Origin of the sequence: Prochlorococcus marinus str. MIT 9401 (assembly GCF_000760095.1) — a bacterium.
Classification (GTDB): domain Bacteria; phylum Cyanobacteriota; class Cyanobacteriia; order PCC-6307; family Cyanobiaceae; genus Prochlorococcus_A; species Prochlorococcus_A marinus_I.
In genome coordinates, this window is sequence record NZ_JNAR01000016.1 from 334964 (window position 1) to 350292 (window position 15329).

18 protein-coding genes are annotated in these 15329 nt (G+C 30.7%); 7 read left to right on the forward strand and 11 right to left on the reverse strand.

The window, feature by feature from the left end:
* Positions 1 to 58: 58 nt before the first annotated feature.
* Positions 59 to 1090: a mechanosensitive ion channel family protein gene (locus tag EV01_RS01535; RefSeq protein WP_032517678.1), complete on the forward strand. Its 1032-nt coding sequence runs from the start codon at positions 59 to 61 to the stop codon at positions 1088 to 1090.
* On the opposite strand, the gene EV01_RS01530 is transcribed toward EV01_RS01535, so the two are convergent.
* Positions 1061 to 2062, reverse strand: a complete 1002-nt coding sequence (locus EV01_RS01530) for an SDR family NAD(P)-dependent oxidoreductase (protein ID WP_032517679.1) — start codon at positions 2060 to 2062, stop codon at positions 1061 to 1063. The genes EV01_RS01535 and EV01_RS01530 overlap by 30 nt on opposite strands.
* Before the next feature lie 226 nt (positions 2063 to 2288).
* Between EV01_RS01530 and crtL the strand changes: the two genes are divergently transcribed.
* Both crtL and EV01_RS01520 read left to right on the forward strand, forming a co-directional pair.
* Positions 2289 to 3572, forward strand: coding sequence for a lycopene beta cyclase (crtL, locus tag EV01_RS01525; protein ID WP_032517680.1), 1284 nt, complete (start codon positions 2289 to 2291; stop codon positions 3570 to 3572).
* Between the two features lie 7 nt (positions 3573 to 3579).
* Positions 3580 to 4287: an SDR family NAD(P)-dependent oxidoreductase gene (locus EV01_RS01520; RefSeq protein WP_032517681.1), complete on the forward strand. Its 708-nt coding sequence runs from the start codon at positions 3580 to 3582 to the stop codon at positions 4285 to 4287.
* Here the strand turns inward: EV01_RS01520 and EV01_RS01515 are convergent.
* Positions 4284 to 4826 (reverse strand): GIY-YIG nuclease family protein, encoded by a 543-nt coding sequence (locus EV01_RS01515; RefSeq protein ID WP_032517682.1) that lies wholly within the window; start codon positions 4824 to 4826, stop codon positions 4284 to 4286. The two genes, EV01_RS01520 and EV01_RS01515, sit on opposite strands and share 4 nt — an antisense overlap.
* Positions 4827 to 4900: 74 nt before the next feature.
* On the opposite strand from EV01_RS01515, the gene EV01_RS01510 reads away from it, so the two are divergent.
* Complete coding sequence (locus EV01_RS01510) at positions 4901 to 5560, forward strand: glutathione S-transferase N-terminal domain-containing protein (RefSeq protein WP_032517683.1); 660 nt, start codon at positions 4901 to 4903, stop codon at positions 5558 to 5560.
* Here the strand turns inward: EV01_RS01510 and EV01_RS01505 are convergent.
* From EV01_RS01505 to EV01_RS01495, 3 genes are all read right to left on the reverse strand, one after another.
* The gene (locus EV01_RS01505; protein ID WP_032517684.1) at positions 5557 to 5814 is read right to left on the reverse strand and encodes a hypothetical protein; all 258 of its coding nucleotides are present in this window, start codon (positions 5812 to 5814) and stop codon (positions 5557 to 5559) included. The two genes, EV01_RS01510 and EV01_RS01505, sit on opposite strands and share 4 nt — an antisense overlap.
* A 36-nt stretch (positions 5815 to 5850) precedes the next feature.
* A complete protein-coding gene (locus EV01_RS01500; protein ID WP_032517685.1) occupies positions 5851 to 7221 on the reverse strand; it encodes a sodium:solute symporter in 1371 nt (456 codons plus the stop codon).
* 104 nt (positions 7222 to 7325) lie between these two features.
* Positions 7326 to 8384 (reverse strand): chlorophyll a/b binding light-harvesting protein, encoded by a 1059-nt coding sequence (locus EV01_RS01495; protein WP_025924339.1) that lies wholly within the window; start codon positions 8382 to 8384, stop codon positions 7326 to 7328.
* Positions 8385 to 8712: 328 nt separating this feature from the next.
* Here EV01_RS01495 and EV01_RS09935 point away from each other — a divergent pair, with 328 nt between their 5' ends.
* Positions 8713 to 8889, forward strand: coding sequence for a hypothetical protein (locus EV01_RS09935; protein WP_193741457.1), 177 nt, complete (start codon positions 8713 to 8715; stop codon positions 8887 to 8889).
* A 41-nt stretch (positions 8890 to 8930) separates the two neighbouring features.
* Here the strand turns inward: EV01_RS09935 and EV01_RS01490 are convergent, their stop codons facing one another.
* The 4 genes from EV01_RS01490 to hisS form a co-directional block, all read right to left on the reverse strand.
* On the reverse strand, positions 8931 to 9164 hold the full coding sequence (locus EV01_RS01490) for a hypothetical protein (protein WP_032517686.1): 234 nt from the start codon (positions 9162 to 9164) through the stop codon (positions 8931 to 8933).
* A gap of 137 nt (positions 9165 to 9301) precedes the next feature.
* Complete coding sequence (locus tag EV01_RS01485) at positions 9302 to 9601, reverse strand: TIGR02450 family Trp-rich protein (protein ID WP_032517687.1); 300 nt, start codon at positions 9599 to 9601, stop codon at positions 9302 to 9304.
* A gap of 2 nt (positions 9602 to 9603) precedes the next feature.
* Positions 9604 to 9879, reverse strand: a complete 276-nt coding sequence (locus EV01_RS01480) for a glycoprotein (protein WP_241433451.1) — start codon at positions 9877 to 9879, stop codon at positions 9604 to 9606.
* A gap of 14 nt (positions 9880 to 9893) precedes the next feature.
* Positions 9894 to 11174, reverse strand: coding sequence for a histidine--tRNA ligase (hisS, locus tag EV01_RS01475; RefSeq protein WP_032517689.1), 1281 nt, complete (start codon positions 11172 to 11174; stop codon positions 9894 to 9896).
* Between the two features lie 98 nt (positions 11175 to 11272).
* Here hisS and EV01_RS01470 point away from each other — a divergent pair, with 98 nt between their 5' ends.
* Positions 11273 to 11695 (forward strand): GLTT repeat protein, encoded by a 423-nt coding sequence (locus EV01_RS01470; RefSeq protein ID WP_032517690.1) that lies wholly within the window; start codon positions 11273 to 11275, stop codon positions 11693 to 11695.
* 30 nt (positions 11696 to 11725) lie between these two features.
* Here EV01_RS01470 and EV01_RS0109200 read toward each other — a convergent pair whose 3' ends face one another.
* Positions 11726 to 12505, reverse strand: a complete 780-nt coding sequence (locus tag EV01_RS0109200) for a 3'-5' exonuclease (RefSeq protein ID WP_032517691.1) — start codon at positions 12503 to 12505, stop codon at positions 11726 to 11728.
* A 116-nt stretch (positions 12506 to 12621) separates the two neighbouring features.
* Here EV01_RS0109200 and EV01_RS01465 point away from each other — a divergent pair, with 116 nt between their 5' ends.
* Complete coding sequence (locus tag EV01_RS01465; RefSeq protein WP_032517692.1) at positions 12622 to 13344, forward strand: DUF1350 family protein; 723 nt, start codon at positions 12622 to 12624, stop codon at positions 13342 to 13344.
* Here EV01_RS01465 and acs read toward each other — a convergent pair.
* A complete protein-coding gene (gene acs, locus EV01_RS01460; protein WP_032517693.1) occupies positions 13341 to 15323 on the reverse strand; it encodes an acetate--CoA ligase in 1983 nt (660 codons plus the stop codon). The two genes, EV01_RS01465 and acs, sit on opposite strands and share 4 nt — an antisense overlap.
* Positions 15324 to 15329 lie beyond the last annotated feature (6 nt).

A 15329-nucleotide genomic window follows, 5' to 3' on the forward strand; every position in this document is an offset into this window, starting at 1 on the left:
GTTGTTTAGAGATAATTTAAGATTTTATTAGAGATAAATTTTTAGGGTTTATTTGAATATGAAATTAGTTACTGAAAACTTCCTTCTGGCAATATCTATTTTTTTTATTGGAACTTTTTTGTCGATAATAATTTCTAAACTTTCAAAAATATTTTTTAAAAAAATTTCCAAAAGAACAAAAACAAATTTCGATGATTTTATTTTTGAGGTGATCTCTGGAATTATAAAACCTATAGGTTTCCTCCTTTCATTTTATTTTTCAATTGACTATTTTTTTGATGATGAAATAACTTTCATCTCTGTATTATTGAATATTTTGAAATTATTTATATTAATAATCATCATAAAAGCTCTCAACAAAGTTTTAATAAGATCTTTAACAGAATCGACCTCGAAAATTAATGATTCCTCAATTAGTTCAATGGTATCTTCACTAACTCCATTGATAAAAGCATTAACATGGACTATTGGCTCAATATTTTTCTTACAAAATATAGGTGTTCAAATGACTGCTATTTGGGCTTTACTAAGTGCAGGAGGTATTGGAGCAGGATTAGCTTTGAAAGATCCAGTTCAGGAGTTTTTTGAATATGTAACAATTTTGCTTGATAAACCTTTTCAAAAAGGTGAGTTTATAAAATCTGATGGGGTTCTCGGAATGGTTGAGAGAGTGGGAGTAAGATCCTCAAGGATAAGAAGCATTAATGGAGAAGTAATAGTAATGAGTAACAGCGCCTTAACAAATGGAATAATTTCAAATTACGCACAAATGGAAAAAAGGAGGTTAGTTCATAAATTAGGAGTTGTTTATGAAACCTCTCCAAAACTTATGAAATTGATTCCAATAATAATTAAAAAAATAGTTGAAGAGACAAAAGATGCGTCTTTTGATAGATGTCATTTCACAGATTTCGGCGACTTCAGTCTTAATTTTGAACTTGTTTATTACATCCCAACAAATAATTATCTCGCTGCAATGGAAGCTCAACAATCTATAAATTTAAGAATTATTGAGGAATTTGCGGTTAATAATATAGAGTTTGCATTCCCAACACAAACCTTAAATATTGAAAGTAACAAAGCCAAATGAACTACAAATCTCTTCACTTAAAATCCAGAGTTTTGAAGCTAACTCAGAATTATTTGCCTCATCACTAACCTTACTTTCAACTAATTTATGTTTTTTAAAAGATATAAGTTTATTACTTAAATGAATGTAACCAATATTATTTAAATTTGAATCAAAAACAATTTCAGAAAGTAACTTACCAGCATTTTCTATACTTTCAGAGATTCCTAAAATGTTTTTTGCAGCTTTAGAAAAAATTAAATATCCAATGAGATTAAAACGTTTACTATATCTAAAAAAGCCGGAATCATCATTTGGTATTACTAGACCAGGAGCCCAAGTAATTACAGATATTTTACTAGAGGACATTTTTAATTTTTTTTCAAGTTCTTTAGCAAACAAAATATTACATAACTTACTATTCTTATAAGCTTCATCAGCATTAAAATTTAAAAATTGCCCAGTAACTTTTTTTCTAAAATCAACTAGGTTATTAAGTCCTGCTTTCTTTCCTATATTGCCACCTGAACTTTTGGGGTCGTGAACATCTGATGATGTGACAATGATTCTAGATTCGTCTTTATCTTTAACAAAATCTATTATGCTATTTACTAAGTAAAAATGTGCAAGATGATTTACCGCAAAAGTTAATTCTATGCATTGTTTTGATACTTTAGGGTAAAAAGAGCCTGTATATTGCAATCCTGCATTTAAAACAACTACATCTAAAAATATCTTTTTACTAATAAAGTAATCTTTAATTTTTTTTATATTCTCTAGATCTGAAAGATCACAATTTTCAATAATATTTAAATATTTACTGAGGTAATTTTTATCAAAATATTTCTCAATTTTTTTGAGAAATTCATTCTTTCTTAATTCAGATTTTATTACAACGTATAAATTATTTTTCGACTTTAGTAAATTAATGATGGCAAAAAGACCTATACCCGAATTACCTCCAGTAATTAAAATATTTTTATTTTTAATCATTTAACTTGCTATATTTTTTTCATAATAAAAAATTTTATTATAAGTATTTTTTATTTTGTAATCTTATAAATTATTGTTAAAACACTGAAAACTTAGTCACTAGTAATTGAGTAATTTGATTATTATAAATCTACTCTCATTACAAGTATTGGATGAAATATATAATACTAAATTCAGAAGTAATAATTTGTTCCATAAATTCCCTTAATCATAAAATTTATATTTAATGTCAAAAGAAAACATGCCAGATGTTCTTGTTTTGGGTGCAGGGCCTGCAGGTATGGCAATTGCCTCAGCTTTAGGGAAGGAAAAATTAAATGTTGAAGTGCTCTCTCCAAATGGACCAGATGAACCTTGGCCAAACACATATGGTATTTGGGGGAAAGAAGTTGATCAACTTGGACTTCAGGATTTACTTGAATATAGATGGAAGAATACTGTAAGTTTTTTTGGGCATGGAGCTTTAGAAGAAAAGGACGACGAGAATAAAGCCACGGAACATTCACTAGATTATGGATTATTTGATAAGAAGAAACTCCACAATTATTGGTTCAATGAATGCAATGAGTCTCTTATTAAATGGCATCAAGGCTTTGCAAACAAAATAGATTTTGAAAAATACAAAAGTACAGTAACTACAAAAGATGGCAAGACTTACTCTGCAAGATTAGTTGTAGATGCAACAGGATATGATCCTGTTTTTCTAAAATTAAAATCTTGTGGTCCCCTAGCAGTCCAAACTTGTTACGGGATAGTAGGTAATTTTAGTAAACCTCCACTTAAGAAAGGGCAGTTTGTATTAATGGACTATAGGAATGACCATCTTAACGATGAGCAAAAAAAAGAACCCCCTACTTTTCTTTATGCAATGGATATGGGCGATGGAAAATATTTTCTTGAAGAGACATCTCTTGGTTTAGTAAATCCTCTAACAATGGAAAATTTAAAAGAGAGACTAGAGAAGAGGCTCACATATAGAAATATATCAATCACAAGTATGCAACATGAAGAGCTTGGCTTATTTCTCCCTATGAATATGCCGATCCCAGATTTCAAACAACAAATACTTGGATATGGTGGTGCTGCGTCGATGGTACATCCTGCATCTGGATATTTAATTGGTAATGTTTTAAGAAGAGCTCCATTAGTCGCCAAGGCAGTCTCAGAAGCAATTAAAAACAAAAAACTAAGTACTTATCATATTGCTAGAAAAGGTTGGGAAACTTTATGGTCAAAAGAATTAATTAGAAAGAAATCACTTTACCAATTTGGATTAGAAAAACTCATGAGGTTTGACGAGAAACTATTGAGAGAATTTTTTGGCAGTTTTTTCCAACTACCTAAAAATCAATGGTATGGTTTTCTAACTGATACTCTTTCTTTAAAAGAGATTGTATATGCGATGTGCGTAATGTTTATAAAGGCTCCATGGAGTGTAAAGAAAGGTCTTATGATTATGCATGGAAGAGAATTTAAAATGTTACTAAGGATAATATTTCCAAACATATAGTTAAAAAATGAGAACCATATTAATAAGTGGAGCTAATAGAGGTATTGGATTAAATATTGCACATAAAGAATTAAAACAAGGCAATAGAATTAGTGTTGGCATAAGAGATTTAGAATCATTAAAAGGAAGCGCTATTGATCCCCAAAAATGGCCAAAAGGAAAAATTATAATCAACCACTATGATGCTTTAAAAAAAATTACAGCCGAAAATTGGATAAAGAATACCGTAGATGAATTTGGAGGATTTGATTCAGTAATAAATTGTTCTGGAGTATTATCGAAAGTTCCTTTCTTATACAAAGATGGTGATGAAGAAGATATTTTAAATACATTAAATATCAATTTTTTGGCAATTTGGCATTTATGTAGGCTTTCTTGGGATCATTTATGTACCTCTGGAAGAGGAAGAATTATTGTTTTAGTTTCAATGAGTGGGAAAAGATCCAAAGGTGATTTAGCCGCTTATTCTTCTTCAAAGTTTGCTTTGATGGGATTATGCCAAACTATGAAAAATAAAGGTTGGGATAAAAATATAAGGATTTCTGCAATTTGCCCAAGCTGGGTTAATACAAAAATGGCCCAAAATATCTCTTCACTTGACAAATCAAGCATGACACAACCTGAAGATATTGCTGAAATATGCTCAACTATTCTTAAGTTACCTACCCAATCAGTTCCATTTGAAATCGCCTTAAATTGTAACTATGAAATTTAACCTAAATTAGAAATTAAGTACGCCATTGAAAGCATTGCAATTGCAATAAATAAACCTTTTATTCGATTAGTTAACAAAGAAAAAAGAGATAAATCTTCAGAAAAGTATCCGCCAAAACTACCTGTAATAAATAATATAACCATTGGTAGAGATGCAATTCCGAAAGAATAAGATATAGATCTTACAAATCCAAAATTTAAATAATTAAAAATTAAAGAACCTAATGAAAACAATAAAAAAGATGCAAATAGAGTTATAGAAACTTCAGCATCTAAAGTATGAGGTAAGCTACCCTTTAATTCAAATTGCTTTTTACATTCTCTAATTTGTCTTTCAGAAAGCTTTAAATAACCAGTTTCAGGAATTCTTTGCGACTTATATTTTCTTAGTAATCTTGCTTCAAGAGTTTCTGGCTCCTTTGTCATAATTGATGTTAATAATTCATCTGGCTTTAATTTTTTAATTTTCTTTTCAAGATTATCAGTTTTCCCAATTCTATAAAGGTCTCCTACTCTAATAAGGTAAACATATCCCGACATTTGCGTTGTAAAATTAATACTGTTCCTACTTAGATAATACTAAAAGAATTAGGGAAATTAAAAGTTTTTACAATATGAAAAACGATATTTTATATTCATTTCGAAGATGTCCATATGCAATTCGTGCAAGATGGGCCCTGTTAATTTGCGAAATAAAAGTAGAGATAAGAGAAATTGATTTAAAAAATAAACCTCTAGATTTTTTAAATAATTCAAAGACGAAAACGGTTCCAATTCTTATAAAAAAAAATAGTGAAGTTATTGAAGAAAGTCTTGAAATCATCCTGTGGGCTCTCTCAGAGTCGAAAAAGGACAACATCAAAATAATTTATTTACCTGAGAACAAAAAGGAAGATATTTTTGAAATGATTAATGAAAACGATAAATTATTCAAATATCATTTAGATCGATTTAAATATGCCACAAGATATAAAAATAGTGATGAAGAATTTCATTTCACAAATGCGATTAAATTTATAAAGAGATGGAACGAACTTCTTTCCGAAAAAAAATACTTTTTTGGAGATAGCCCAACAATCGCTGATTGGTCTATTTGGCCTTTTGTAAGACAATTTAGAATCGCTTGTGAAAGTCAAAAAAGAACAAATTATTTTGAATCCTCAATAAAAAACTGGTTAGATTCGTTTGAGAAAAATAGTGAATTTAAGTCGTTAATGTATAAGTACGAATTATGGGAACCAAATTCTAGAAAGAATTATTTCCCATCTAATTAACTTTCTAACAACTTCCTTTTCTCAATTATTCTTGCTAACTCCAAAAAATATCCTGCGGTCCTAAATTTGCCTATATTTTTTTCCTTAAAATCAAGATCGCTTCTGATTTCTGCGGTCTCCGCCATAAGCAAATCTAAATCATTTGATCCAAGACTATACAATTCACCAAGTTCGATTTCCCTGCCAAGTAAATGACTCCTAAACCACTTCCCTTTATTTTCTTGGGCTGGAATATCGTAGGAAGAAAATGACATTTAACTAAAATTAAACCTAAAAGTATTCTAGGGTTATTATTGAAACTTTTTCATCTCTACTTTATTAAAAATCAATGCAATAAAAAGAATTGCGAACGTAATTAGAGCACAAATTTCTGTCCAATAGTCCAACCCAATTTTAGAAATCATTAATGGTGCAAGAACTGTGAACAATCCCCCAGAAAGAATTAACTGAGCGAATAACTGTTTTGAAGTGAAAATAGGTAAGGTTTTAGAAATATTTTTAGGATCTGCAAGCCTTAAAAGAAGCAACCCAGAAGCTACTACACCTGTAGAATTCCCAAACTCTATCAAACTTTTTTCAAACCAATAATCATCAAAAATAAAGTATGCGAAATAAGCAATGCAGATTAAATTCCAAAATAAACCGAAAATAGTAAATTCTAAAATAAGTACCCAATTATCAAAAACAACTGCAATATCTAAACTCGCCATAGCTGTAAAAATCAATAAGTCTGTGGATAAAATGCCAATCTCCCTTTGCAGAATATTTGAAATGAATTCTGTATTTTTGGTTTTCTCTAAAATATATCTAATAAGGAGGGAACCTATAAGGATAAAAGGGAATACTGGTAGTGAAAAAATAATTTCCTTTGAAAAATCACCAAAAGAACTTGAAACATACCTTAAATATTTAAGTAGTAAAACACCAAAAGAAATTGCCAAGCCGGATAATCCAAGGTTTATTATAAAAATTCTTAAATCCGCAAGAATTTCTATCTTTTTATCCTTTACATTTTCTTTTTGTTCAAGGATTTCCTCTTTATCTGATAGACCAACAGTTCTCCCAAGAAAAATAAATATGCTACCCAATATTGAAGATGATAAAAGACCCATTGTTGCCATAGCCAAACCAAGGTCTAAACCATTTTGGAAACCAAGTTTATTAAAACTTTCACCGATGATTGATGCAGCTCCATGACCACCCTCGAAACCTACCTCTATTAAACATCCCATTAAAGGATTTGTATCCATAGATGGAGGCAAAAAATATTTAACCACTAGACCGCCAACGAAAAATTGTCCGAAACCTAGGGCAAGAGCAAGCAGAAATTGATTAAAAATTGGTTTAACTAAACCATTTATATTTGGGATAGGTCGCCCCATCATTAAAGTTGCAAAGACTAGCGATAAAAGAGGAGTAGGAAAATTACTCCAAACATTGATCGTTTCTTTTGGTAAAAAATGTATTGCTCCAAATGGACCGATAAATATACCTATAATCCCAGATATAACTGCTATGGGTAATCCAAATCTCTCAAGTTGAACAGCTAGTTTAAATTTCCTACCAAAAATCAACAAAAAAAATATAATTAATAATCCAAAAAAACTTATTAATAGAGAATTTGAAAAAATATCTTTATTCTGTAGAGAAAAAATATTCAATGATTTCTAAAACATATTCTCCTAAATCTAAATTAATTAACAAAATTTTTCAAATAAAAAAGGCCCTTTATAGGGCCTTTAATGTAAAAGATTAAATTGAGAATTTAATCCTTGAGAGTAATTGTGGCACTATCAATATTACTAATAGCATTAGTAACTCTCTTGAAATCAAAGCCTAATGCTCTTAGTGCGTGCCAAAGGTGACCTTGAATAAAGAAGAAACCAAAGTAGTAGTGAACATTTGCTAACCATGCCCTTGATGTAAACTCACCATCAGGAAGATCAACAGTATCTATCCAATATGGGGAAATACTAAACTTCAACTCTAGAGGTTCACCAAAATATTCAACAGGATAAACAGTTGTATTTGCTGCACTCCAGAAAGCTGCAATAATAGCCATCCAGCCTATACCTGCTAATGACCAAGATAGAACAGCTTCAGCTGATAGAAGCCCTTTACCTTTGAACTTAGTAAATTCTCCTACCTGCTTAGTAGCAATATGCCATGCACCACCTGTAATCTCGACAAAAGCTAAGAATGCATGACCACCCATAACCTCTTCTAGACTATCGATAGTCAAAAAGTCTGTTTGATGATTCCAAATTTTTGCTAAGTTTAATTCGTATTCAACTTGTCTTACAGCACCAATAGCTGGATCATAAATCCCATGGACTCTGGCCCATTCAACGAAGGCAATAACTGCAAATCCTAAGAAGAGAAGATGATGTCCAAGAATAAATGTCAATTTGTCAGGATTATCCCATTCAATATTGAATTTTCTTGCTCTAGCAATATCTGAATCTTCTAAATTTCCTGGAAGAAGTAGAGAGTGTAAAAGTCCACCAGCAGCTAAAACCATAGAAGAAACTAAGTGCACGATTGCTATTGCAAGTACAGGTTTAGTATCTCCCATAGCCACGCCATTAGCGTCAAACCCTATTCCTAGAGTTGCCAAGTGTGGAAGAACAATTAAAGGTTGATGACCCATAGGAACACTAGGATCAAATCGTGAAAGTTCAAAAAGGGTGAAAGCACCAGCCCAGAAAACAATTAATCCTGCATGAGCTACATGAGCAGCGATAAATTTTCCTGAGCGATTAGCTACACCTGAATTTCCAGCCCACCACCCGTAAGTGGTATCTGGATTACCGTAGGTTTGCATTTAGGAAATGATTAGCTTAAACGTTTCGAGAATACTTTAATTTTCATCAAACAGTTGAATTCACAACAAAATTGTAAAAATTAGTAATCCTAAGAAAAAAAAATTAATTAATTTCTAAAAACTATTAAATACAAAATAAGTTAGATTTCAACAGTAAAGTTATTGCTAGAGAGTAGATTACATATCAAATTAAAAGAGTTTTAAGTTTAATTTTTTTTTATTAAATTTCTTTTTGCTGACATTAAACGATGTTTTGTTTCATAAAAACATCCTATTTATTGCCTGATTCCCAAACAATTATTAAATATGGGATAAGACATATAATTTTATGACTACTTCTCAAGAGTCTTCTAGAAAATTTTCACTAGAAATGAAATCCGAAGTTCATTACAAAAAGGCTGCAAAATCATACAGAAAATCAAAACAATATATAAATATGATTAACTTATATCCAACTTTGCAAAATACTCTAGTTGAGTGTAAGGATGAGAATCTAATAGAATAGAGATCTATATTTTTTTCGAAATTAAAAAAAATTTATTAGTTTTAGGCTGCAACATCATAGTTTTCTTCAGAAAAGAATTTATTAATTATTTTTCTGCACATTTTTACGTTGTAAAGCGCTTTGGGTTTCCAAGGTTTTCTTTGACCTAATGGAGAGCTTTTCCAATGAATCCCAGGTTTGAGTATCCCATTTTCACGTAAAAATGAAAGTTTAATTTCAGTTATCCCTAGTTTTTCCGCGGCCAACTCAGATGAGCTCCATATTTCCCCTAACATTGAATTAAGTAAATATTATTAATCCTTGATAACGTTAATTTTAGTTTTTTTAAAGGGGTAAAACTTTTAAATAATTATTAAGTAACAAAAAACCTTGTATTTATACATAAAATAGCTCTGAAAGATTTATGTCAAATTTAAGAAATATAAAATAAAGAATCATCATTAATAAATATCTCATCAATATCTTCTCCTTTATTGATGGATTTATATTTGACGTATTCTTCTGTAATAGATTGAAGTTTTGGAAGATTGATCCAACCCTTGTGCCAATTTCCACTATTTATTAGTTCTTCGTAAGTAGTTTTTAAGTAAATTTCAGAATCAAGGACAGAAACCATTAAAAAACTAATATTTCCTTTTTCCTTAGTCTCATTTACTAAAACAAAATGTCTTAATCCATTTATGCTTTTATTAGAAGTCCAGTAATTTTCCATAATTATTTTTTCTTAATGTTCCCCTCAGAATTTTTTCTAGATATTTTCTTATATTCATTTCTAATTTCGTCTAATAAAAGTTTTCTTTTATCCATGTAGTTAAGAGAATCTTGTTTTGTTAAGTTATATCTTTCTTTTTTAGTTAAATTCATCCAATTATTAAGATTCTTTTTATTGAAAGTTGTTATTTTTTTAGAATTAAAATCTTTTTGTTTTCTATTTAATTTAAGAAAATTTCTTAAATTAAAAAAAATAAATATAAAAAGAAAAATTAACATTATCTTCAAGAAAATCACTTTACAAGTAAGTTATTGTTTATCCAATTTTCTAATTTAGTATTATTCTCAAAAGATATAACCTCCTCTTCATTCCCATTACCTGATTGATCAAAGAGCCTTATAATAAATTCCCCATTAACTGCCTCATCATCACCAATAACAATAATACTTTTAGATTTAAGTTTATTTGCCTTTTTAAATTGCTTAGAGAAAGAGGCTCCGCTTAAATCTAACTCAACTAACAAATCGTAATTCCTTAATTTTCTAGATAAATCCATTGCTAATGATTCAGCATTTAAGCCTTGATTAATGATATAGATATCAGTATTTCTTGGAATTTCAAGCTCTTTTCCTGCGAGTAAAATTAATCTTTCTAAACCAATAGCGAAACCAATTGCAGGAGTGTTTGGCCCTCCCATTTGTTTTATTAAATCGTCGTATCTCCCTCCTCCGCAAACTGTAGCTTGGGAGCCCAGAGCCCCACTAGTAATTTCAAAAGCTGTATGAGTGTAGTAATCTAAACCTCTCACAAGATTAAAATTTTCTACATAAGGTATTTTTAAAGCCTCTAATTGTCTTTTTAAGTCTAAGTATCTGTTATGACTTTTTTCAGATAAAAAATTAAATAATCTTGGTGCATTTTCAAGAACTTTTTTTGTTTGAATATTCTTTGAGTCCAAAATCCTCAAAGGGTTTTTAGAAATTCTATTCTGAGAATCTAAATCTAGAGAATCTTTATTTGTTTCTAACCATTTTAAAAAATATTTTTGAAAATTTGATCTGTCATTAGTATCACCTAACGTATTTATTTCAAGATTAAGTTCTTTAATTCCTAATTTGCCTAAGATATCCCAAGCTAAAGCAATAATTTCAACATCACTTCTAACTGAATCATGTCCTATAAACTCAACACCTAATTGATGAAACTGTCTTTGCCTGCCTGCTTGAGGTCTTTCGTATCGAAACATAGGACCCATGTACCAAAGTTTTTGAAGTGGATTAGACGATATTCCATTTTGTATTAACGCTCTTGCGACTGAGGCTGTCCCTTCAGGTCTTAGAGTGCAAGATCTCTGCCCCCTATCAAGAAATGTATACATTTCCTTACTGACAACATCTGTTCCTTCACCAATTCCTCTTATAAATAATTCGGTCATTTCCAATATTGGTGTTCTTATTTCTTTGATGGATGCTCTAGAAAGCTGTTCTAATAAAATTTTTTCAACGTTTTGCCACTTTATTAATTGATCAGGAAATAGGTCTACTGTTCCTCTTAGGTTTTTTAAGTTATTCAAAGTTCTAAAAAATAATTCAAAATTTTTAATTCATCTAGAAATTAATCTTTGATTGGTTATTTTGTGAGACAATTTTAATTTAACATTTAGAAAAACTATTGGGAATTAATAAAAGTAAAGAGAATCAACATTGCGGTACAAAACCAAAAAAAATTGCTTTTGGAATAGCACCTCTTGGTATAGTTTCAATAGGCATAGTGCCAATGGGAGTAATAAGTATAGGGGTAGTCCCAATGGGTGTATTTTCTTTTGGTGCTGTCGCAATGGGAATAGTCAATTTATCAGTAGTCGGGATGGGAATTATCTCTGCCGGTATTACAACTATGGGGATATGGGAGTATTCTCCTAATTCTCATAAAAATCATCATAATCTTTCCAAACAAATTTCAAATTCAAATAAGGAAAATATGATGCCAGATCTGTTTAACACTAAACAAGAGGCTGAAAAGGCTGCTTCAAAATACGGATGTATTGGAGCACATAAAATGGGTAATAAATGGATGCCTTGTAAGATGCACTAAATATTTTCTTAGTCAAAAATTAAATAAATATTAATTCAAAATCTCAACTCTAAAATCAAGATTTTTTGCCTCATCAGTAGTTAATTTTCTTGACCAAGCTCCTTGCACAGGACTATTCCATCTGAACCCAGCATTTTTAGCTAAAGACCTATCTTCATAACTAACCAAGGCCTTGTATAAAAACCTCGGTTCAGTAGCTTTAAGTAAAAGTTCCTCTAAGTTGTCGCATTTTTTGAAGACCTCAGAAATGTAAAAGCAATCAGATAAAGCTCTATGTAAATTCCAAACTGGTATTGAAAAAGATAAGGCTAGATCAGTTACTGAAGGTCTTGTTTTTAGTGATTTTTGAAAAGACCAATTAATATCCTCTAAACTACATATCCATTTCTTATTAAGCTTAGGCAATCTTCCTTTCCCAAACCATTTCTTATCAAACTCCACATTATGAGCAACGATGAAATCTGAAGAATCAACAAGTTTTAGAAAGAAATTCAATCCATCTTCCCATGGTTGAGAGATATTAGTTACTTCTGCAGATATACCATTTACATGTTCGGCTTCATTTTTATTAACTGGAAATAAAAAAGAAACTTGTGAAAGTACACATTTAAAGGATACATCAAATAAAATACAACCTATTTCTATCACTTCATCTTTATTTTCGTCTAAACCTGTTGTTTCAGTATCAAGAATTAAAATTTTTTCAATTTTTTTATTTTTATTCATTACTCTCACTTCAGAGGGATTGGTGTTAATTTGATCATGAAGAAAATCCAATTGATTTAATTCTTTTTTGTTAAATAGTTCCAATTAACTCAAAATACTTTCATTTATCTTGACGCATTAAATAAATATTTCTTTTAAATTAATATAAATTAAAAAAACAGGCTGGGAATATTTTTAAAAACATTTTTAGTTTATGAGAGATGACTTTTACAAAATTTCAATTTAATAATTTCTGTTATTGGCCTTCAAATCCAAAAAAAATTGTTGAATTTATTGGTGGAAGTTATTTAGCTTCTAAGCCAGATTTAACTTATAGAAGATTCATAGAGAGTTTAATTAATAAAAATTATGCAGTACATGCATATAAATACACACCACAATTTGATCACCAACAACTTGCTGTCAAAGCATGGAGGGATTTCAAGAATTGCCGAATATCATTATCCAAGAGAATAGGGGCATCAATACCTTCAATAAGAATTGGCCATAGCCTAGGCTGTAAACTTCATTTAATTTCTCCTGATGGCGGAAGAAATTGCGAAAAATTCATATCAATAAGTTTTAATAACTTTAGTGCTAACAAATCTATTCCATTATTGAAACAAATTTCTCAAAAATTAGAATTCAACAGTGAATTCAGCCCAAGCCCTGAAAGAACTTTGCGATTAATTGAAAAAACATATAATCAAAAAAATAACTTCCTAATAAAATTCAACTCAGACGATTTAGATCAAACAGACAAATTATTTTCTTGTCTGAAAGCGAGAAAAGAAGATAATTCTAAGGGGGTAATGTTAAAAGGTACGCACACTATAATTGCAAGCGCAGGACTAAGAGAAAATTTTTTGGGAGACTGGGCCGATGATGAATTCAAAAGAAATACTATAAAAAAAATTTCCAATTTAATTGATGAATCTGATTAGGATAATTCTTTCAGCTTGTCCAAAACAGAACTATCTTCAAGAGTGCTTATATCACCGCTAATTTTTTCTCCAGCAGCCAAAGATCTTAAAATTCGCCTCATAATTTTTCCACTACGTGTTTTGGGAAGAGAGTCAGAAATTATAATTTTTTCAGGCTTTGCGATAATACCAATTTCATTAACAACATGTTTCTTTAAATTCTCCACTAATTCTGAAGAATTGTTCACGTCTTTCTCTAGAGATACAAAAGCAACTATAACTTCGCCTTTCAAATCATCTTTTCTGCCAACGACTGCTGACTCTGCAACTGATTTATGACTTACCAAAGCAGATTCTATTTCCATTGTTCCTAAGCGATGTCCTGAAACACTTATAACATCATCAACTCTTCCCATAATCCAAATATATCCATCTTCATCAATGCGTGCCCCATCTCCGGCAAAATAGACATTTTTTTCTCCTTTAAAGGAAATATATTCCCAATAACTATCCAAATATCTTTGTGGATTAGCATGAATTGTTCTCATCATTCCTGGCCATGGTTTCTTGATAATTAAATAACCACCCTCGTTCTCCTTAACCTTATTTCCATTCTTATCAACAACTTCAACTTCAATTCCTGGTAAAGGGTAAGTAGCTGAACCTGGCTTTGTAGCGACGACTCCAGGCAATGGACTTATCATCACACCACCAGTCTCAGTTTGCCACCAAGTATCCACAATAGGGCATTTATTTTTACCAATAACATCTTTATACCAAATCCATGCTTCAGGGTTAATTGGTTCTCCAACTGTTCCCAAAAGTCTAAGACTCTTCAGATTATATTTATCAGGGATTTCTCGACCAGACTTCATAAATGCTCTTATTGCAGTTGGCGCAGTATAAAAAATAGAAACCTTATATTTTTGAACAATTTCCCAAAAAGCTCCTAAATTAGAGGGTCTTGGCACTCCCTCAAACATTAAGGTTGTAGCACCATTAGATAAGGGCCCATAAACTATGTAACTATGACCAGTAATCCAACCAACATCAGCAGTACACCAATAAATATCGTCATCTTTTAAATCAAAAATCCATTTAAATGTCAAATGAGACCAAAGATTATAACCACCTGTAGTGTGAACCACACCCTTTGGCTTTCCAGTAGAGCCTGAAGTATAAAGAATAAACAGTCTATCTTCGCTATTCATTATTTCTGGTTCGCACTGATCTTTTTGATCTTTTAATAATTCGTGCCACCATAAATCTCTATCGTCAACCATTGAAATATTTTTTTTAGTTCGTTGAACAACAACTACTTTTTCAACAACTTTATCTGCCCCACTTTCAATTGCCGTATCAACTGCTTGCTTAAGTTCAACCACCTTATCTTTTCTAAAGCCACCATCGGCAGTAATAACAAATCTGGCGTTTCCATCAATTAATCTATCCTTTAAAGCTTCTGAAGAAAATCCTCCAAAGACAACTGAATGAGGAGCTCCAATTCTTGCACAAGCTAACATTGCAAACATCGCTTCAGGAATCATAGGCATATAAATACATACCAAATCTCCTTTTTTTACACCAATTGCTTTTAATGCATTAGCGGCTTTACATACCTCCTTTAGAAGTTCTTCATAAGTATATTCTTTGCTATCTCCAGGTTCACCTTCCCATATAAGTGCAGTCTTTCCTCCAAGCCCTCTCTTAATGTGTCTATCTAAGCAGTTGTAAGTAATATTAAGTTTCCCCTCTTTAAACCATTTAAAAAAAGGAGCTTTTTCACTATCTAATACAGTCTGAAATGGCTCAAACCAATCTAATTCGGATTTTGCAAAAGATTCCCAAAATTGAATAGGATTTTCTGATGCTTGTTTTTTAAGACTTAGTAATTCTTTTTGAGAACTAATATTTGAGTTTTCTGAAAATTCTTTTGATGGAGGGAAAATTCTCTTTTCTTCAAGTATGTTATTGATTGAATTTTTTTTATCTAATGACATTAAATA